The sequence below is a fragment of the Enterococcus ureilyticus genome (assembly GCF_001730315.1).
Taxonomy (GTDB): domain Bacteria; phylum Bacillota; class Bacilli; order Lactobacillales; family Enterococcaceae; genus Enterococcus_L; species Enterococcus_L ureilyticus.
This window is the reverse complement of sequence record NZ_MIKC01000001.1, coordinates 19,426-37,918: the sequence shown is the minus strand read 5'-3', so window position 1 is coordinate 37,918 and position 18,493 is coordinate 19,426. Positions and strand designations below refer to the sequence as shown.

The window sequence follows — 18,493 nt, the reverse complement described above, 5'->3', positions numbered from 1 at the left end:
TTGAGCAGTTTTTCTAAAGAAGAAAAACCAACCAAACAAGTGTTGACAGATGATCAATTACAAGTATTGGTAGAAGAAATTTCATTGAGCTTTTTCAGGAAAAAGTTTCAGCACAAAGCTTTTTTTAACCGACGTCTGAGAACAACAGGAGGACGTTATCATTTAGGATCTCATAACATTGATTTTAATCCGAAAGTGTTTGAACGTTATGGTGAAATCGAATTGATCAATGTTATCAAACACGAATTGTGTCACTATCACCTTCACTTAGAAGGTAAAGGGTACCAACATAAAGATGCAGAGTTTAAATCGCTGTTAAAGAAAACAGGTGGTAGCCGTTATGTTCGCCCTTTGGTGGACCAAAAAGCGCAATCGTATCATCAATATCAGTGTAAAAAATGTCAAACATTGATTTTACGCAAAAGAAGAATCAACACGCAACGTTATGTTTGCGGAAAATGTAGCGGAAAATTAGTGGAATTGAATTAGAAAATGTAGCTAGACTATACCGTCTTTTCTTTTAGCAGATAAGGCGGTATTACTATAGAAACAAGTAAAAAAGGTAGGGAATTGAGATGATCACACATTGGAATACGGTTATCAACTTTCTGTCAGCTAAAGAAAAAGTAACTGGGAAATATGATTTGGCCATTCTAGCTGGAAATAGTTTACCTTATTTAGCAGATGAGCTGATCCATTTATATAAACAAGAAATGGTGTCTGCTGTTATGTTAGTTGGAGGCATTGGTCATGCTACGCCATTTTTGCGTCACAATTTCCAACGTAAGGGAATTAAGTTAGCGGCTGCTAGTGAAACTGAGATGTACTTAGAATACTTTAAGTTAAAGTACGGTTTAGATAAGATGTTATTTTTAACAGAGCAGACATCAACCAATTCAGGTGAAAATGCTGTTTTTTCACTAAATATAATAAAAGCTGCTGGTTTAAATCCTAAGAAGGTTTTGCTGTTGCAAGATCCATTATTACAAAGAAGAATCAAAGCAACTTTTGAAAAAGAATGGCAAAACACTGATACGCTCTTTACCAATTATGTGCCGATCGTACCATTCATTCAATCATTTTCTGATCCGCTTCTATTCGAAGACGATCAGCTGAACGGATTGTGGAGTAAAGAGTATTTTCTGTCTTTAGTTTTAGGTGAGATTCCTCGACTAAGAAATGACGAATTTGGTTATGGACCTAACGGGGCTAACTATATTCATGCAATTGAAATCCCAGAAAGCGTCAATCAGTCCTACGAAAAATTATGTCAAGTTTATGATTATGAATATCAGAGATAGGCGATCAAAGCTTATTAAGCAGTCATTTAAAAGAAAAAGCATCATCGCCTTATTGAAATATTGACAAAATGAAGGACCTATTTTATCATAGATTGAGATAGCTATTATGAAGTATCGTATGCGGTCATGGCGGAATGGCAGACGCGCCAGCTTGAGGGGCTGGTGGGGGCAACCCCGTGGAAGTTCGAGTCTTCTTGGCCGCATAGTTTAGTGGTAAACCTTGTTATAATAAGGTTTACCACTTTTTTTACAACTGTATAAAAGTTCTGATGCACTTAGTGAAACAATGATTTATAGAAAATATAGGTATGTCAATAACCTTTGATACTGAAACAAAATAAGAAGTTGAGGAGTAAATAGAAGCCAACTGCTAGAAGTCGATAATTTAGTATATGTTAATCAGTAGGCTATTAATAATGTCATTATCGCCTGAAAATAAGCAATTAATAAGCTAGTATAATATTGATGTAAGAGATAGTAAGTTTAAAAGCATACTATCTCTTTTTTATTCATAAATCAGTAACATTATATAAAATTAAATAACGAAAATATCATATATAACTATCTATATATATCTGCTTTTGGTAAAATAAATATTGATTAAGGTTTAAATAAGTTTCATCCTGTTCAGAAGGAGATAATATTTTGAAAAAATTATATTTATTTTTAGGAGAACTAATCATAATGAGTGGATTAACTGGTTGTGAAACAAAAAATAAAGCGGAAATTGAACAAAGTTTTGATAAAATATTAGCAATATATCCAACACCAAATCTAGAAAGTTTTTACGATATGGAAGGCTACCGAGATGATGAGTTTGATAATAATGATAAGGGTGTATGGGTACTACATACTGATATGGCAGTATCTTATGAAATAGATGGAGATTTGTATTCAGAAGGAGCTATTTTAAGATTAAATCGAAATACAAAAAAAGGAACAGGTTTTTATTTTGTAAGAAAATATTACAAAGATGTTAAAAAAGGGGTTGAAGAAAAAAAATACCCAATAACTTTAGATGGAGCAAGAATTCGCTCAATCAAAGAATTGGACGATAAGAAATTATCAGAAAAAATAAAGAATTTTCAGTTTTTTGTTCAATATGGTAATTTCAAATCCTTAAATACTTATGAAAACATTGATAAATTATATAATCCAGAAGTACCTTTATACGAGTTAGAATATCAATTGACCAATAATGACAATAATGTTCAAGCTCTGAGAGAACGTTATGAAATTCCTACAGAAAAATCACCTACATTATTGCTGAAAGGACTTGGAGATTTAGAAGGAAATTCGGTGGGGTATAATCAATTGGAATTTACTTTTGACAAAAAGATAGATGTGTATTTCAGTGATTCCATTGATTTTCAACCTCTTTCATCGGAGGATATCATAAATGAGTGATTATAAATTCAATCAGGAAAAAATAGAAAATTTGAAAAATAACAGTGAATCCACCAGTGCAGTATCAACGATTTCATATGAAGTAGAGAATGCAATGGTAAAGGGGGTTTCTAAAAATAAAATTGGAGCAAAATTAAATAACTTAAAAGATGCTGGGAATTTCCCTGCAAATTTAGACTATATAGATTCGTTCTACGACCCTAAAACAAGTTCAAGTGGTGTAGCATTTCTAGATAACAATACAGGAAAAGTTATCGTTGGTTTTGCTGGAACTAACTTTGAAAATGGTTTTTTTGGAGAAGGTTCTAAAGATGTTGGACAATGGGGGAACATAGCCTTTAAAGGGGATGGCCCGTCCTCTACCTATTTTGATGCTAGTCATATATTTATGGATGATTTAAAAGCAAATGGCTATAACATCGACACTGTTACAGGTCATTCTCTAGGTGGAAGAAATGGAACAATCATGGGCATGGAATACAATATTCCCAATATCATTCTTTACAATTCAGCCCCTCTAATGAATTTATTAGGAAATCTAAAGAAGTCGAATCAACAAGAATTATCTGATTTATTTGGACGATATAGCGGAAATATCATTTATTTTGTTTCTGAAGATGACCCATTGAATAAGGCAGCCAATGGAGTGCCAGGTAGTGTCTATCCTGGGAAGATTATTGTTATAAAAAATGGGAAAGCTCATGATATTACTGGATTCTTAACAAAAAAAGAACAAGAATTTATTCGGCAACATACTCCAGATTTAAATAAAATTTATGCGGCACAACAAAAAGTTCACACAGATACTCGGAGTAAATTAAAAGCATTAGACGTGTTGCGAGCAAAGTTTTTAAAAAGCGGAGGAGGCTTATCTGCTTCAGAAGAAATTTATTTGGATGCGTCTGAAGCACTGATTTTAACACAAGGAATGAGTAAAACCCTTCAAATTGAAATAGATGATATCAAAAAAATGTATCAAGAAGCGAAGAAAGATTCCGATAAGTTATGGACGAATACAGTCAAAATGGGAGATTCTGTAGGGGCCACATTAGTTCAAGGTGAAGTGGTAGATTCTTTAAATGCAGGTGGGGCAACAGAACCATTTGTCCGAATAGAACCAAAAGAAGAATATGCACAAAAAATATCAGAATTATCTTTAATTCAGCAAGAATACTATGATTTAATCAGTCAAGTCCAATCATCAATTAACAAACAGGTCGAAACAGACCAGGACCTGGCTAGACAAATAAGGGGATAAACTCTCATGGAAAGAACATATATAAATCAACTAGCAGATTTAGAATCAGAGTATGAAAAGAACCAAAGAAAGAGTGAAGATGAGTTAGAAGAAGCCTTTTATGAAAAGCAAAAGTTTGGTCGTGAGTTAGAAAATCTTTCAGAAAATTATCGCTATCATTATCAGCAAGCAGAATATAGTGAACCAGTAAATATGAGTAGAGTATACCATCTGTTAGAACAATGCAAAGATGATGGGGATAGGGTTGTTAATCAAACAATGAAAGAATTAGAAGATAAACAAGAAGAAAATACGATTCATTATAAGAAACAAACCCGATTAATAGAAGATGAACTTACTCTTTTAAAAGAGAAGGAGAGAAAAAAAGAAAATGAGTAGTGAAAAAATGAAAATGGAGTTAAAAAGATTAAGAAAAGAATTGGAAAAAGCACTGATACGTGGCATGGTTGCTCCGCCATGTGTTCAAACGGCAGAAACGAAAAAGCAACTAGTTAAAAGCATGGGACAAGCTAGAGTAGAACGATTAAAAAATAGTAGTGCAAACTATATTTCAAACTTTCAATCCTCAGCTAAAGGGGCGTGGGTAACAAAAGTAAAGACAACGTTTGAAAATACCTCAAAAAACTAACAACTATCACAGAAGAAGGAAAACGATGAGCTTCTAAAAGTTCATCATTTTTTTGTATCGTTTAGAAAAGAGTGTGATGTAATACGCAACAACCAGATAATCAAGATCAAGGTTCTTTTTTATCCATTAAGAAATAAGACAAGGTAACATAGTGTGCTACAACTAATACTACACCTGCTCTATCATTCGTCGAATAAAGAAGAATGTTGAAAAAAATATAACCACACAAGAGAAGAAGATTAGTAAAATAATAAAAAACAAATCATTTAATTGAGTTAAATTTAACTCAAGAGTACTCATAAAATCTGAAATAAATTGATTAACGATTATTTTTCCAACAACAGCAGATAGTGGTAAAAGTATACTTAAACAAATGACAGGTTGAATGGCAAATTCAAAACTCAGGATAGAAAAAGGAAGCCCAATAAAACTCATAGTGCGAATATCATCTTTTTGCATGAAGAAAAATGAACGAAAAGCATTTCTGGTATAGAAAATCAAAAAAAGAAATGACGTAAAAAAGATAATAGCAATTAAAAAATGAAAAATATTAACAGGAATCAATGTAATAAAATTATCTTCATTCATCAGCATGTTTTTCCAAGAATTAATAAGACTGAATAAGTAGTAACTTGTAAAAGTAAAAGAACTAATTAAAAAAATGATAAGTATAGTAAAAAGTAATTCTTTTGTTCGAACTAAATTTTTTATAGCATTTTCAATAGAGTAGAGTAAGTGATACATTTCTGATCCTCCAAATACGACGTATAGTTAAAAAACTAAATATTTTTCATCAATTTATTTTAGTATACTCTTTTTTATATAGTAGAAAGATTACACAGTATGTCATTCCAATTAAAATGATTACAGATTAAAATAGTCTTGGCTAAAGAGTATTTTTTATTTTGTCTAATAGTAGCTAAGAACCATTTACAAAAGTATATTTAGCGTTATAATGAGTGTAAATGTTTTTTGACATTTTTAGTTTTATTCTATTTTAGGATTGGAGGATTATTTAATGAGATTAGAAGGCAAAATTGCGTTGATCACTGGTGCTTCAATGGGGATGGGGAAAGAACATGCTACCTTATTCAGCAAGGAAGGTGCGACCGTTTATATTGCAGACATTGATGACGAAAAAGGAAGTAAGACCGCTGCTGCGTTAGGAGACAAGGCCCATTTTCTGCATTTAGTTGTTACCAAAGAAGAGCAATGGCAAGCTGCAATAGAGCAAATTGAAAAAGAAAAAGGTGTTTTAGATATTCTTGTTAATAATGCAGGAATTAGTGTATTTAATGAATTGATCAATACCAGTCAAGAAGAATTTATGAGAACGATAGAGATTAATCAATTATCTGTCTTTTTAGGAATGAAGACAGCTGTATCACTTATGGAAAAAAGTCGTTCTGCTTCGATTATTAATATATCTTCGATTGAAGGATTTGAAGGGAGTATTGGCGGTTACGGTTACGTCAGTTCGAAATTTGCAGTTAGGGGACTAACAAAATGTGCTGCGTTAGAATTTGCAGATAAGAATATTCGAGTAAATTCTGTTCATCCAGGCGGCGTTATCACACCAATGGTGACCCAAGCGACTGGAGAACAAAAAAAAGCTATTGAACAATTCGAACAAACAATTCCTATGAAAAGAATGGCAGAGCCAAAGGAAATTTCAAAATTAGTTTTATTTTTAGCTTCGGATGATTCTTCCTATTCAACAGGCAGTGAATTTATAGCAGATGGTGGGATTTTAGCTTAATCATTAGATTTTATTCAATTGTAACTTAAGGCTTAGACAGAAGTGTTTAACTCCAAGAAATAAGAGGAAATTTACGAAAATGACAAGAACACGGAATTTTCAATTTCGATGTGAGCTGATTCCTAATTGTTGTTCTTCAAATGTTTGTGACCAAGTAAGTACTGTACAATATCAACTTATTTCCGAAGGAGTTGCTTCCTGCTCCCACCGGTTATTCGGATTCCTTGAGTCTGAGAGATAACTCGTAGAGTTATTTCCCAGACTCAAGTTTTTTCTTTAAAAGAGTGAACTATAAATTTATCTAAAGGCGTTGCCGTTGTGTGCATTTCAGATACGTTTTTTCTATACATCTTATATAATGAAGAAAATATAGTTAGGAGGGTATGATATGGTAATCAAACGAACATGGTGGAAGGAAGCTGTTGGATATCAGATCTATCCGGCTAGTTTTATGGATACAAATAACGATGGGATCGGTGATTTAAATGGGATTCGTTCAAAACTAGATTATCTCAAGGATTTGGGCATTGGTTTTATCTGGATTACCCCTATTTACGAATCTCCTAATGTGGACAATGGCTATGATATCAGTGACTATCAAAACATTATGGGACTATTTGGTACAATGGAAGAATTTGATTTATTGTTATCAGAAGCCCACGAATATGGAATCAAGGTAATCATGGATTTAGTGATTAATCATACTTCTAATCAACACTCTTGGTTTATTGAATCAAGATCTTCTGTAAAAGATGATTATCGAGACTACTATATTTGGGCAGATGGTACAATAGATGGACCGCCAAATGATTGGTTATCTATTTTTGGAGGATCTGCTTGGGAATATGATGAAACAACTAAGCAGTATTATCTCCATGTTTTTGCCAAGGAACAGCCCGATCTGAATTGGGAAAATCCTCGTGTCAAAAGAGATTTATTTACTATGGTCAATTGGTGGTTGGATAAAGGAATCGATGGATTTCGTGTCGATGCCATTTCTCATATTAAAAAGGCGCCATTTACAACAAGCTTAACGGAAGATCCTTTTGCGGTATTTAAAAATGTTCCAGGAATTGAAACACATTTAGAAGAGTTAAGGGATATTTTTAAAAAAAGGGACATTCTAACAGTAGGAGAAGCCAATGGCGTAAGTGCGGCTGAAGCGCATAACTGGGTAGGCGAGTCAGAAGGGTATTTCAATATGCTTTTTGAATTTGACCACATTTCTCTCTGGAACAAAGAGGAACAGGAAGGCTTAGATGTTATCCAGTTTAAACAAGCGCTCACTGCTTGGCAAAATGCCTTAGCAGATGGAAAAGGCTGGAACGCTCTTTATATGGAAAATCATGATATTCCACGCTCAGTATCTAGTTTTGGCAGTGAGGAGGCCGTTTTCTGGCAAGCGTCTGCTAAAGCGTTAGCTTTAACGTTTCTTTTGTTGCAGGGAACCCCGTTTATTTATCAAGGGCAAGAAATTGGAATGACCAATATGCCATTTGCTTCGATCGATGATATCGATGCAGTTGATACTAAAAACTTTTATCATGAAATGATCCAAGCTGGGGTTACACCGCAAAAAGCGATGAATGTGATTCGTAAAACGGCTAGAGATAATGCAAGAACACCCATGCAGTGGACAGCAGAAGAATACGCTGGTTTCTCAAAAAGAGAGCCATGGATGGTGATCAACCCAAATAAGCAAGTGATCAATGTGTTGGATGAATTAACAGATCCAGCATCTGTTATAAATTTTTATAAAGAAGTAATTCAGCTGAGAAATCATAGCGACGCATTAATTTATGGTGGATATACATTATATTTGCCTGACCACCCTCAACTTTTTGTGTATGGTCGTTATTTAGCTGATGAACGATATGTTGTCATCATCAATTTATCCAATGAATTTGCTTCGGCTGATTTACCAGACAATGTTCAGATTGAAGACTGGGTGCTGCAATTGTGTAATTTAGATGATCATCCGATTCACCAACACACAATGTTTGCTCCATATGAAGCAAGGGTATATAAACACAAATAAAAAGCGAGTGTAAAACAAAAGTGAATTTTATTTTTGTTTTACACTCGCTTTTATTCAGTTGCTTCAAGAAACGTAAACATTTGTTCAAGTAATTCCTCTAAAGAAACGTCCTTAGCACTTTGCATTGTGATGTTGATTTCATATGAACCTAACTTTAAGTTTGCTTGGGTGGCTTTTCGTACGATTGGACTTAACGACGCTAAGAATGCTTCTCTATTATTAAGTCTAATCGTGATGAAATTTTGACCAGAAATAGTAAAAATACCGATATCAGAGACGTCGTCCCAAGGAATCAAATGATCTTTTGTAGCCATAGCACTAGAATAATCATAAAAACCTTGTTTTGTTAAGACGACAACTGGCTTTTCCGAAAATAATTGCTTTATAGAATAGATAGAAAAAAAACCAAATAAAGTAACGCCGATTATGCCAATCAACGTAATAATATAAGTAGAACTTGAGCCTAAAAAATCGATTTCAAAATCCTTAGTAAAAATCAAGAAAATAGATACAATAGTCATCATAATCGCTAACATAACCAATAAAAACTGTTTTCCTTTACTTCGATACACAACAAATTCTTCTTTCATAGTACGCTCCTTTAATAACTTTTTCCTATTTATCATAGCATAAATTTCAGTCGAAAAATCGAGCTGAAAGAAAATGGGAAAAAATTTTTAGAAAATTGCTAATTTTTCATTGCTTTTTTTTTCTACGTAGCGTAACTTTAAAGATATAAATTTTGAAAATGAGGGATACTGTATGAGAAATTTTGAGAAATCTAATAAACTTGATGGTGTCAGTTATGATGTGCGTGGTCCGGTTTTAGAAGAAGCGGACAGAATGCATGAAGAGGGCATTCGTATTTTGAAACTTAATACCGGTAATCCCGCTCCGTTTGGTTTTGATGCACCAAATGAAGTAGTCCGCGATATGATCATGAATGTTCGTAATTCAGAAGGGTATTCGGATTCAAAAGGAATTTTCTCGGCCCGTAAAGCAATTGAGCAGTATTGCCAAGTCAAAGGATTTCCTAATGTGACAATCAATGATATTTATACAGGCAACGGCGTAAGTGAACTAATTTCAATGTGCATGCAAGGACTGTTGAACAATGGGGATGAAGTGCTAGTACCAATGCCAGATTACCCTTTATGGACGGCTTCGGTGTCATTAGCTGGTGGAAATCCTGTTCATTATATTTGTGATGAACAATCAGAATGGTATCCAGATATCGCAGATATCAAAGAGAAAGTGACAACTAATACAAAAGCAATTGTTTTGATTAATCCAAATAATCCAACAGGAGCATTGTATCCGAAAGAAATCTTGGAACAAATCGTTGAAGTGGCAAGACAAAATGATTTGATCATCTTCTCAGATGAAATTTATGATCGTTTAGTGATGGATGGCTTAACACATATTCCAATTGCTACACTCGCTCCTGATTTGTTTGTAGTTACACTAAATGGGTTATCTAAATCACATAGAGTTGCTGGGTTCCGTTGTGGTTGGATGGTACTGAGCGGCAATAAGAAACATGTCAAAGGATATATCGAAGGATTGAATATGTTAGCTTCGATGCGTTTATGTTCTAATGTATTGTCACAACAAATTATTCAAACAGCTTTAGGCGGTTACCAAAGTGTCGATGATCTATTACTGCCAGGTGGAAGGATTTATGAGCAACGGGAGTATATCTACAATGCGATCAATGATATTCCAGGACTTTCAGCTGTAAAACCAAAAGCCGCTTTTTATATATTTCCTAAAATCGATACCGCTCGATTTAATATCTATGACGATGAAAAATTTGTTTTAGATTTTCTTCATGAGCATCATATCTTGCTGGTACATGGTGGTGGATTTAACTGGACACAGCCAGATCATTTTAGAATCGTCTATTTACCAAAAATGGAAGACTTGAAATTTACAACGAAAAAAATGCGAGAGTTTTTAAGTACGTATAAGCAAAAATAAAACGGATGACATTTGAATAGAAAAAGAGTGACTCAAAACTGGAAAGCTTTGAGTCACTTTTTTTGTAAGAATGCAATAATCAAAATAAGTCTAAAAAATTAGATTATTCTGTCGTTTGACAATCTTTTTTACTAATTACCATACGATTTGTATATTTTTCTTCCATATCCGGACTGGGGTCCGAAACAACAACCAAATAAGCATTTTCATATTCTTTTTCGACATAGCCCATGTAACTATTTTTATCCCAACTAAAGCTAATTCGTTTCTCCTGTGTCATGAGTAACACCCCTTATTTGTAAAGTAAAATTATTTTAAATCGTTTCGGTCTAGTAGTAGGTAATGTTCTTGCAGTATATTATGCATTAAAGTACAATAAATGCATAATGCGAATTCGCATATTTTGATTTTTTCATAGAACACGACTTTTTACTATTGAAAGATAAATGAAATCGGTTTAGGAGTGAAGGCATGGATTCTTTTGGAGCAGTTATTAAGGAAATTCGTAAGAATAGAAAATTAACACAAAAAATGTTATCAGAAGACATTTGTTCACAAAGTGTATTGAGCAGAATCGAAAATAATGAAGAGTTACCAAATGTAGTAGTGATGCAGCAGATTTGTCAGCGCTTAGGTGTGACGATGGATCAAATTATGCAGTTCAAATCGGATGAAGTTCGATTGATCACGCAGATATTTGAAAAGATAGCTGATTATTTTCGCCATAAAGAATATAAAAAAATCATGACGTATATGAAAGACACTCAAATCGAAGAGCGATTACATTTAGATACAGATTGGCAACGCTACTATTATTATTTAGGTAGCTGCAAATTTTATCTTTGTAATGATTATGAGCAGGCAATCATCGACTTGAAAAAAGGACTTTCTTATACTTATCAAGCCAATAAAGTTAATTTATCAGATTTTGAAATTCAAGTGATTAGCTGTATTGGCAGTACCTATAGCAGTATTGGGAAAATCACCGAAGCAGAAAAATACTTAAAATTGAGCATTCATTATTTTCATAAATTACCTAACGGACGCGTAACAGCTGAATTGACAAAGATATTTTATAACTATTCCAAATTTCTAACTGATCAAAATCGTTTAGAAGAAGCGCAAATTTATATCGATCAAGGAATTGTTTGGTCGAGGCATAAAAATAGTTACTACTATTTAAGTGAGTTATTTCAGCTGAAAAGTCAGTTGATGCATGTTAAAGGAAGTACAGAAAAAGCAGAAGAATACCAAACTTTATCCGAACAAATCCGTCGCATTGAAACGATTAGAATCTAAAGAAAGTTAAGTAAATTTTTTTAGAAAAGGTCTACACCATTCTTGACTTTGACTGATTTTAAGAGTACGTTTAAAGTAGAAAATTAAAGAAAGAAGGATGAAGATGAGAACGTTTATCTTTGCTGAAAAGTTCTTTTTAAAAAGTGATGTAAAAGGACCTGGCTATTTAGAAATCACAGATGGTCTATTTGGGGATTTTTATAAAGAGGTTCCCGACAATGAGGCTAAAATAATTAAAGAAGAAGGAAAATGGATTGCACCTGGTTTAGTAGATACGCATATTCATGGTTATATGAATCATGATGTGATGGACAGTGATGCAGACGGATTAAAAGTTATGTCTGAAGGGCTGCTCTCTTGTGGTGTTACCTCATTTTTACCTACGACTTTAACTTCAAGTAAGGAACGTTTGAAGGATGTTGCTAAGACCATTGGTGGTGTGTATCAAGAAGTTCCAGGAGCAAAAGTCCAAGGAATTTATTTTGAAGGACCATTTTTTACAGAAGAGCATAAAGGTGCACAAAATCCAAGTTATTTTGGTGATCCAGATTTGGCGACTTTTAACGAATGGCAAGAAGCATCCGGCGGCTTGATCAAAAAAATAGCCTTAGCGCCAGAACGTAATGGAGTAAAAGAATTTGTAAAAGCTGTCACAGATGAAGGCGTTGTTGTTGCTTTAGGACATAGTGATGCAACTTTAGAGCAAGCAACGGATGCTGTTGAAGCAGGGGCTAGTGTCTTTGTTCATGCTTACAATGGAATGCGCGGATTAAATCATCGTGAGCCGGGCATGGTTGGTGCTTTGATGTCATTAAAGCATGTTTTTTCTGAATTGATTTGTGATGGTCATCATGTTCATCCAAACGCAGCAGATATTTTAATGGAAAAAGCAGGCCATGATCATGTAGCATTGATCACTGATTGTATGATGGCTGGTGGTATGCCAGACGGTGATTATAACTTGGGTGAATTTCCGGTGGTCGTAAAAGATGGGACTGCTCGCTTAGAGTCTGGCAATCTAGCTGGTAGTATTCTAAAATTAAAAGAAGCTATCAAAAATGTTGTGGATTGGGAAATTGCGACACCTGAACAAGCAATCATGATGGCAACTTTGGTTCCTGCTATTAGCTGTAAAATCGATGATAAGTGTGGGCTGATAGCGAATGGACGAGATGCTGATTTTATCGTATTGAATCCAAATATGGACTTAGAAGCAACTTATTTAGATGGCGTAGAACGTTATCGTGTTTAATAAAAAAGATTTCAGCAAACTTTGCTGAAATCTTTTTTATTCTGCTTATTTTGGTAACAGTGCCGAGTTCAACGTATTATTAGTGTATTCAATGAAAAAATCAGGCAATTTTAAATCGAAAACTTCTATATCCGTTTTATAAAGGGACGCCGGGATGACTAATGTTTGGTGAATAGTTCCTGCAATATAATCACCATCGATTGTTTGTGCTATGACTAAGAATTCGGATTTTTTCCAAGTAGCGACATCCTCTGAAGAAATTGTTTCTTCAGAGGCAAGGTATTGAATATTTTGCTCAAACTGTTTTTCTAATTGTTGACTGAAAATTATTGAACTATCTTCATCTTGCTCATTCGTTAACACGGCTGTTAAAAACTTTTGCGGAGTAAACATAGTTAGTTGATTTTTCACTTTTTGAAAATCCATCATTTTGCCTCCTTCATAGCCAATTGCTATTTTTCATTTAAAATTGTCACGCGAAAATCAACTGTTGTATTTTTGTTCAAACCCTTTGCTTCTATGTCAATTTGCTTACATAACAATTCTGTTCCCTCATAAACCGGTGTAACGCGATAACGAATTGTTTCACCTTTGTCGAGAGCTTGACGAACTTGATTTTCATATTTTGTCATGAAAGGTGTATTGACCGGTGTTTGATAAAGGGTGGTAAGATTTCTGGCATCATCACCTGAACCACCTAATTGGCGTCCAATCAAATGTCCTCGAGAATGGTTCGTCGGATCTAAGCCGGAAATAAAACCAGGTGGCCGAATATCCTTATTTGCAGAGGTACCAGTATTCACCATTGCGGGTTTTAATAGAGCTTCAGCGCCTGTTGCTCGGCCAAGTGAGTCTAGAGAGTGGTAGTCAATCCAGCCTGATTTGCTATCTGTCAATTCATTTGTTGAAAAAGTAGCTGGTCCCAATTCTTTTGGACCTGGATTCGTTGAAGAGACAGACGTTGTTGTGGTCGGTTTTGATTGCTGTTGGGTATGAACACCAAACATTTCTTGAATAGTGTCTGGAACTTGAACACCAAATACACCTAAAACTAAAATAAGTAAAACCGCCACAAGCATAATTGCCGGACTAAAAGGCGGTTTTTGTTTTTTTCTTGCCATATTTTTTCTCCTAACTAGTAACTATGGTAGAGGAATCAATTTAATCAAAACAATTTAGTATTTATTTTGCGCCTCTTTAAGATTACGCTCATTTCTCTATTATACGAAAAAAAAAGCAAAAATCAAAACGCTTTTGACTTTTAAGAGGACTTGTTTGTCTTCTTATGATAAAATTCTTTTGAGAGGGGATTGAAAAAAATGGCTTATATAGATGTAATAAATGAATATAAACGATATCATATGGGAGATACCACAATCGCTGCAAATGATGGGATCAGTTTTTCAGTAGAAAAAGGCGAAGTTGCCGTTATTCTAGGACCAAGTGGTGCAGGGAAATCCACTGTGTTGAATATTTTAGGTGGAATGGATTCTTGTGACGAAGGACAAATCGTAATCGATGGAACTGATATTGCAAAATTCAACGAAAAACAATTGACTACCTATCGTAGAAATGACGTTGGCTTTGTTTTTCAATTCTACAACTTAGTACCTAATCTAACGACTAAAGAAAATGTTGAACTAGCATCTCAAATCGTTTCTAATGCCTTGAATCCAGAAGAAGTACTGCAATCAGTTGGTTTAGGAGCTCGACTAGATAACTTTCCAGCACAATTATCTGGAGGTGAACAGCAACGAGTAACGATTGCTAGAGCGATTGCTAAACGACCTAAATTATTATTGTGTGATGAACCTACGGGAGCATTAGACTATGAAACAGGGAAACAAATCCTAACGATCTTACAAGATACTGCTCGTAAAACAGGAACAACTGTCATCATAATCACACATAATTCAGCCATTGCCCCAATGGCTGACCGCGTAATCCGTATCAATGATGCCAAAGTTCGAAGTGTGACGATCAACGATGAACCAAAACCTGTATCTGAGATAGAATGGTAGGTGGCTACATTGAAAAAAACAGCGTTACTTAAAACAAGTTTTCGTGAAATCAAACAATCAAAAACCCGGTTTATATCAATTATGGGGATCATTTTTCTTGGTGTCATGGTTTTTGTCGGACTAAAAGCAACAGGACCGGACATGACCCAAACTGCATCAAACTATTATCAAAACCAAAAACTACCGGATGCACGAATTGTCTCTACACAGGGTTTAACGGAAAAAGATGTTGAACAAGCTAAACAGGATAAAGAGGTGGCGACCGTTTTTCCTAGATACACAAAGGATATTGCCATCAGTGAGCGAAATGTAGCAGTAAAATTTGTTAGTTATGACTTAGATGAAAAGCAGCCAATGATTGATTATCGAGTGATTGAAGGTCGGATGCCTAAAAAGAGTGGCGAAATCGTTCTAGATGATTTAGCTCAATCGCGAGGACACTATAAACTAGGTGAAACACTGACCCTTTCAAAGGAAGATGACAAAGACAAGTCACTAAAAAAACAAACCTTTAAAATCGTTGGCTTTGTGCAATCACCGGAATATATCGAGAATACCTCTCGAGGAAATACGACAATTGGCAAAGGATCACTAGATTTTTTTGCTGTAGTGCCTAAAGAAGATATGGCTCTTTCCGCCTATACAGAGATTCTTTTATCGTTTAAAGGTCTAAATGATTTAGACAGCTATTCCAAAGAGTACAAAGACAAACGACAAAAAGCACTCACGTCAGTCAAACAAACACTAAAAAATCGTCCAGAGCAACGAGCAGAAGAAATTCGTCAAGAATCAAAAGCGTCATTTGAAAAAGCGCAAAAAGAGATTTCAGATGGGGAAAACGCGCTGAAAGATGCTGAAAATAACCTTAACACGAGCGAACAGGAATTAGCAGCAGGCAAGCAAGAACTAACACAAGCACAAGCGACCTACACGGAACAAATCGCAGCGGCAGAGAACGAACTCGTAGCAAATCAAGCAACAATCATAATGGGTGAAAATGAACTTGCTGCACAAAAAAGTGTACTTGAACAAAAGCAAAATGAATTAACGCAAGCCCAAACTCAAGTTGCGCAAGGTCAAAATGCTTTACCAGGATTACAACAACAACGGAATGAGTTAGCAGGATCGAGCGAATCATTAAATCAGTTAGTCAATGGTTACCAAAGTTTAGCCGCCACTGTTGCTCTTTTAGATCGAGTACCAGATGATACATTAGCAGAAAGTATTGCAGATGCAGCACCACAAATACAAGCAGCTGTACAAGCTTTAGGATCGCCAGGAGAGATCACTGCCGCGACTAATCAGTTAATCTCTCAACCTGAAAGAGCCAATATTGCTGTTGTTATGGGAACAATCAATGGTGCTTTAGCCAATCTAGCGTCGCAACAAGCTCAGGTTGCTCAAGGTCTACAAACCCTTGATCAAAATATCAATACGATCAATCAATCGATTGCACAATATACAGAAGGGCAACAACAACTTGCAGTGGCTGAAACGCAAATCAATCAAGCCGAAGCGCAGTTAACTTCTGGGAAAGAACAACTAGCAGCTGGGCGGGCGCAATTGGAACAGTCCAAAATTGACGGTCAAGCAAAATTAAACGAGGCGCAAGCAAAAATAGATGAAGGGCAAAAAGCCTACGAAGAAGGGTTGGCAGAGTTTCAAAAGAAAAAGGCAGAAACGTCAACAAAACTAAATGACGCAAAAACAGAATTAGAAAAAAAACAAAAAGAATTAGCAGACCTAAAAGCGGCTGATTATTATTATTTTACAAGAGATGACAATCCTGGTTATTCTGAATATGAAGATAATGCCAATCGAATTTCTTCCTTATCAACTGTTTTCCCAATTTTCTTTTTCTTGATTGCAGCATTAGTGAGTTTAACAACAATGACGCGAATGGTTGAGGAAAAACGGATGGAAATCGGTAGCCTCAAAGCATTAGGGTATAGAAATGGAGAAATTGCGTTTAAATTTTTAGTTTATGCAGCATTCGCAAGTCTATGTGGTGCCGTTTTAGGATTATTCGTTGGCTATTATTTATTCCCAACGATCATCTTTGATGCGTACGGACAATTATACAATGTGCCAGATTTTGTTACGCCATGGTATTTAAGTTATAGTCTGATCGGAATAGTCGTGTCGGTTATCTGTACGGCAGGCGCTGCGATGGTGGTTTTACGAATTGACTTATTCAGTACACCTGCGATCTTACTCCGTCCTAAGGCACCTAAAGCCGGACAAAGAATCTGGCTGGAGCGGATTAAACCGATATGGAATCGATTAAGTTTTATACAAAAAGTTACGGCGCGAAATTTGTTCCGTTATAAACAACGAATGTTAATGACCGTTTTAGGTATAGCAGGCTGTATGGCTTTGATCATCACAGGTTTTGGTTTAAAAGATTCTATTTCAGATATCGTAGATGTCCAATTTAATAAAATTTGGCACTATCAGGCAATCGTGACGTTTAAAGAAGATAAATCCGAAAAAAATGAGCAAAACTACCAAGCTGTATTGGATAAAGTCGATGGTTTGAAAGAGACGATGCCGTTATACACTGAATCTTTAAAAACTACGAGAAAGTCTAATGCTAAACAAGATGTTTCTATCTATGTACCTGAAAAGCCAAAAGAAATCGACCAATTTATTTTATTCAATGATCGACAATCAGGTGAAAAGTACCAGCTAACCAATGATGGTGTGATCATTAACGAAAAATTAGCGAATCTATTCCACTATAAAACGGGTGACACACTTGTTTTGAAAAATAGTGACAATCAGGAATACAAGCTTAAAATCAATGCTATTGCTGAAAATTATACAGGACACTTTGCGTACATGTCTCCGGATTATTATGAAAAAATCTTTAAAAAAGCCCCTAGCTACAATACAGACTTTTTACTTTTTGACAAAGCGCCTAGTGAAAAAGTAGAAAACAAAATTGGAAAAGAATTGATGGAAAACCAAAACGTTTTAAATGTTTCGTTTCTATCTCTATCGAGTGATGCTTTAGATGATACGATTCATAGTTTGAATATTGTGGTGTGGGTCTTGATCACGGTTTCTGGTTTATTGGCTTTTATTGTGTTATATAATTTAACAAATATCAATATTTCAGAACGGATCAGAGAACTTTCAACAATCAAAGTTTTAGGCTTTTATGATAAAGAGGTTACAATGTATGTGTATCGTGAAAATATAATTTTGACAATAATTGGTATCTTTTTTGGTTGTTTCTTTGGAAAAATTGTTCACAGCTATGTGCTGACAACAGTGGAAGTAGATATGCTGATGTTTTCACCAACGATCCATTGGCTAAGTTATCTTTATTCAGCTTTGATCACATTGTTCTTTACTTTGCTGGTGATGATCTTTATGCATCGAAAACTGATGAAGGTTGATATGATCGAAGCGTTGAAATCCAATGAATAAATAGTTTGAAAAATAAAACGAACAAGCCTTTTACTTTGTGGCTGTTTCGTTTTATTTTTTTGCGAGAACAGAGCTATCATTCGGTTAATATTTTAAGATTTGCTGTCATTTTGTA

General features: G+C 34.9%; 18 protein-coding genes and 1 tRNA gene. 14 read left to right on the top strand and 5 right to left on the bottom strand.

Features of this window, described 5'->3' with window-relative positions:
- The 7 genes from BCR24_RS00175 to BCR24_RS00145 all read left to right on the top strand — a co-directional run bounded on the left by BCR24_RS00175 (window position 1) and on the right by BCR24_RS00145 (window position 4,594).
- Complete coding sequence (locus tag BCR24_RS00175) at window positions 1–489, top strand: SprT family protein (RefSeq protein WP_069638543.1); 489 nt, start codon at window positions 1–3, stop codon at window positions 487–489.
- Between the two features lie 86 nt (window positions 490–575).
- Window positions 576–1,301, top strand: a complete 726-nt coding sequence (locus tag BCR24_RS00170; protein WP_069638542.1) for an ElyC/SanA/YdcF family protein — start codon at window positions 576–578, stop codon at window positions 1,299–1,301.
- Window positions 1,302–1,421: 120 nt separating this feature from the next.
- A tRNA-Leu gene (locus tag BCR24_RS00165) sits at window positions 1,422–1,504 on the top strand.
- Between the two features lie 442 nt (window positions 1,505–1,946).
- Window positions 1,947–2,708 (top strand): tandem-type lipoprotein, encoded by a 762-nt coding sequence (locus BCR24_RS00160; protein ID WP_069638541.1) that lies wholly within the window; start codon window positions 1,947–1,949, stop codon window positions 2,706–2,708.
- The gene (locus BCR24_RS00155) at window positions 2,701–3,966 is read left to right on the top strand and encodes a hypothetical protein (protein ID WP_069638540.1); all 1,266 of its coding nucleotides are present in this window, start codon (window positions 2,701–2,703) and stop codon (window positions 3,964–3,966) included. The genes BCR24_RS00160 and BCR24_RS00155 overlap by 8 nt, the downstream gene beginning before the upstream one ends.
- A 6-nt stretch (window positions 3,967–3,972) precedes the next feature.
- Window positions 3,973–4,344 (top strand): hypothetical protein, encoded by a 372-nt coding sequence (locus BCR24_RS00150; RefSeq protein ID WP_069638539.1) that lies wholly within the window; start codon window positions 3,973–3,975, stop codon window positions 4,342–4,344.
- On the top strand, window positions 4,337–4,594 hold the full coding sequence (locus tag BCR24_RS00145; RefSeq protein WP_069638538.1) for a hypothetical protein: 258 nt from the start codon (window positions 4,337–4,339) through the stop codon (window positions 4,592–4,594). Before BCR24_RS00150 ends, BCR24_RS00145 begins: the two co-directional genes overlap by 8 nt.
- 168 nt (window positions 4,595–4,762) lie before the next feature.
- Here BCR24_RS00145 and BCR24_RS00140 read toward each other — a convergent pair whose 3' ends face one another.
- Window positions 4,763–5,338, bottom strand: a complete 576-nt coding sequence (locus tag BCR24_RS00140; RefSeq protein ID WP_069638537.1) for a hypothetical protein — start codon at window positions 5,336–5,338, stop codon at window positions 4,763–4,765.
- Window positions 5,339–5,612: 274 nt separating this feature from the next.
- Between BCR24_RS00140 and BCR24_RS00135 the strand changes: the two genes are divergently transcribed.
- Together BCR24_RS00135 and BCR24_RS00130 are read left to right on the top strand one after the other, a co-directional pair.
- On the top strand, window positions 5,613–6,353 hold the full coding sequence (locus BCR24_RS00135; protein ID WP_069638536.1) for a glucose 1-dehydrogenase: 741 nt from the start codon (window positions 5,613–5,615) through the stop codon (window positions 6,351–6,353).
- A 388-nt stretch (window positions 6,354–6,741) separates the two neighbouring features.
- Window positions 6,742–8,391, top strand: coding sequence for a glycoside hydrolase family 13 protein (locus tag BCR24_RS00130; RefSeq protein ID WP_069638535.1), 1,650 nt, complete (start codon window positions 6,742–6,744; stop codon window positions 8,389–8,391).
- A 50-nt stretch (window positions 8,392–8,441) separates the two neighbouring features.
- Here BCR24_RS00130 and BCR24_RS00125 read toward each other — a convergent pair whose 3' ends face one another.
- Window positions 8,442–8,981 (bottom strand): STM3941 family protein, encoded by a 540-nt coding sequence (locus BCR24_RS00125; protein WP_069638534.1) that lies wholly within the window; start codon window positions 8,979–8,981, stop codon window positions 8,442–8,444.
- A gap of 172 nt (window positions 8,982–9,153) precedes the next feature.
- Between BCR24_RS00125 and BCR24_RS00120 the strand changes: the two genes are divergently transcribed.
- A complete protein-coding gene (locus BCR24_RS00120; RefSeq protein ID WP_069638533.1) occupies window positions 9,154–10,371 on the top strand; it encodes a pyridoxal phosphate-dependent aminotransferase in 1,218 nt (405 codons plus the stop codon).
- Between the two features lie 103 nt (window positions 10,372–10,474).
- Here BCR24_RS00120 and BCR24_RS16780 read toward each other — a convergent pair whose 3' ends face one another.
- Window positions 10,475–10,651, bottom strand: a complete 177-nt coding sequence (locus BCR24_RS16780; RefSeq protein WP_167351657.1) for a hypothetical protein — start codon at window positions 10,649–10,651, stop codon at window positions 10,475–10,477.
- Window positions 10,652–10,842: 191 nt separating this feature from the next.
- Here BCR24_RS16780 and BCR24_RS00115 point away from each other — a divergent pair, with 191 nt between their 5' ends.
- Both BCR24_RS00115 and nagA read left to right on the top strand, forming a co-directional pair.
- Window positions 10,843–11,670: a helix-turn-helix domain-containing protein gene (locus tag BCR24_RS00115; RefSeq protein ID WP_069638532.1), complete on the top strand. Its 828-nt coding sequence runs from the start codon at window positions 10,843–10,845 to the stop codon at window positions 11,668–11,670.
- Between the two features lie 103 nt (window positions 11,671–11,773).
- The gene (nagA, locus tag BCR24_RS00110; RefSeq protein WP_069638531.1) at window positions 11,774–12,922 is read left to right on the top strand and encodes an N-acetylglucosamine-6-phosphate deacetylase; all 1,149 of its coding nucleotides are present in this window, start codon (window positions 11,774–11,776) and stop codon (window positions 12,920–12,922) included.
- A 45-nt stretch (window positions 12,923–12,967) separates the two neighbouring features.
- On the opposite strand, the gene BCR24_RS00105 is transcribed toward nagA, so the two are convergent.
- On the bottom strand, window positions 12,968–13,351 hold the full coding sequence (locus tag BCR24_RS00105) for a hypothetical protein (RefSeq protein WP_239574078.1): 384 nt from the start codon (window positions 13,349–13,351) through the stop codon (window positions 12,968–12,970).
- A 23-nt stretch (window positions 13,352–13,374) separates the two neighbouring features.
- Entirely contained in the window at window positions 13,375–14,043 is a 669-nt protein-coding gene (locus tag BCR24_RS00100; protein ID WP_069638529.1) for a DNA/RNA non-specific endonuclease, read from the bottom strand.
- 198 nt (window positions 14,044–14,241) lie between these two features.
- On the opposite strand from BCR24_RS00100, the gene BCR24_RS00095 reads away from it, so the two are divergent.
- Together BCR24_RS00095 and BCR24_RS00090 are read left to right on the top strand one after the other, a co-directional pair.
- Window positions 14,242–14,943 (top strand): ABC transporter ATP-binding protein, encoded by a 702-nt coding sequence (locus BCR24_RS00095; protein WP_069638528.1) that lies wholly within the window; start codon window positions 14,242–14,244, stop codon window positions 14,941–14,943.
- Window positions 14,944–18,378: an FtsX-like permease family protein gene (locus tag BCR24_RS00090; RefSeq protein WP_100630341.1), complete on the top strand. Its 3,435-nt coding sequence runs from the start codon at window positions 14,944–14,946 to the stop codon at window positions 18,376–18,378.
- Window positions 18,379–18,493: the final 115 nt, after the last annotated feature.

Bases quoted from the DNA above. Each gene is read 5' to 3' on its own strand.
- BCR24_RS00170 (WP_069638542.1), top strand. From the start codon at position 576: ATGATCACACATTGGAATACGGTTATCAACTTTCTGTCAGCTAAAGAA.
- BCR24_RS00155 (WP_069638540.1), top strand. From the start codon at position 2,701: ATGAGTGATTATAAATTCAATCAGGAAAAAATAGAAAATTTGAAAAAT.
- BCR24_RS00150 (WP_069638539.1), top strand. From the start codon at position 3,973: ATGGAAAGAACATATATAAATCAACTAGCAGATTTAGAATCAGAGTAT.
- BCR24_RS00145 (WP_069638538.1), top strand. From the start codon at position 4,337: ATGAGTAGTGAAAAAATGAAAATGGAGTTAAAAAGATTAAGAAAAGAA.
- BCR24_RS00140 (WP_069638537.1), bottom strand. From the start codon at position 5,338: ATGTATCACTTACTCTACTCTATTGAAAATGCTATAAAAAATTTAGTT.
- BCR24_RS00135 (WP_069638536.1), top strand. From the start codon at position 5,613: ATGAGATTAGAAGGCAAAATTGCGTTGATCACTGGTGCTTCAATGGGG.
- BCR24_RS00130 (WP_069638535.1), top strand. From the start codon at position 6,742: ATGGTAATCAAACGAACATGGTGGAAGGAAGCTGTTGGATATCAGATC.
- BCR24_RS00125 (WP_069638534.1), bottom strand. From the start codon at position 8,981: ATGAAAGAAGAATTTGTTGTGTATCGAAGTAAAGGAAAACAGTTTTTA.
- BCR24_RS00120 (WP_069638533.1), top strand. From the start codon at position 9,154: ATGAGAAATTTTGAGAAATCTAATAAACTTGATGGTGTCAGTTATGAT.
- BCR24_RS16780 (WP_167351657.1), bottom strand. From the start codon at position 10,651: ATGACACAGGAGAAACGAATTAGCTTTAGTTGGGATAAAAATAGTTAC.
- BCR24_RS00115 (WP_069638532.1), top strand. From the start codon at position 10,843: ATGGATTCTTTTGGAGCAGTTATTAAGGAAATTCGTAAGAATAGAAAA.
- nagA (WP_069638531.1), top strand. From the start codon at position 11,774: ATGAGAACGTTTATCTTTGCTGAAAAGTTCTTTTTAAAAAGTGATGTA.
- BCR24_RS00105 (WP_239574078.1), bottom strand. From the start codon at position 13,351: ATGATGGATTTTCAAAAAGTGAAAAATCAACTAACTATGTTTACTCCG.
- BCR24_RS00100 (WP_069638529.1), bottom strand. From the start codon at position 14,043: ATGGCAAGAAAAAAACAAAAACCGCCTTTTAGTCCGGCAATTATGCTT.
- BCR24_RS00095 (WP_069638528.1), top strand. From the start codon at position 14,242: ATGGCTTATATAGATGTAATAAATGAATATAAACGATATCATATGGGA.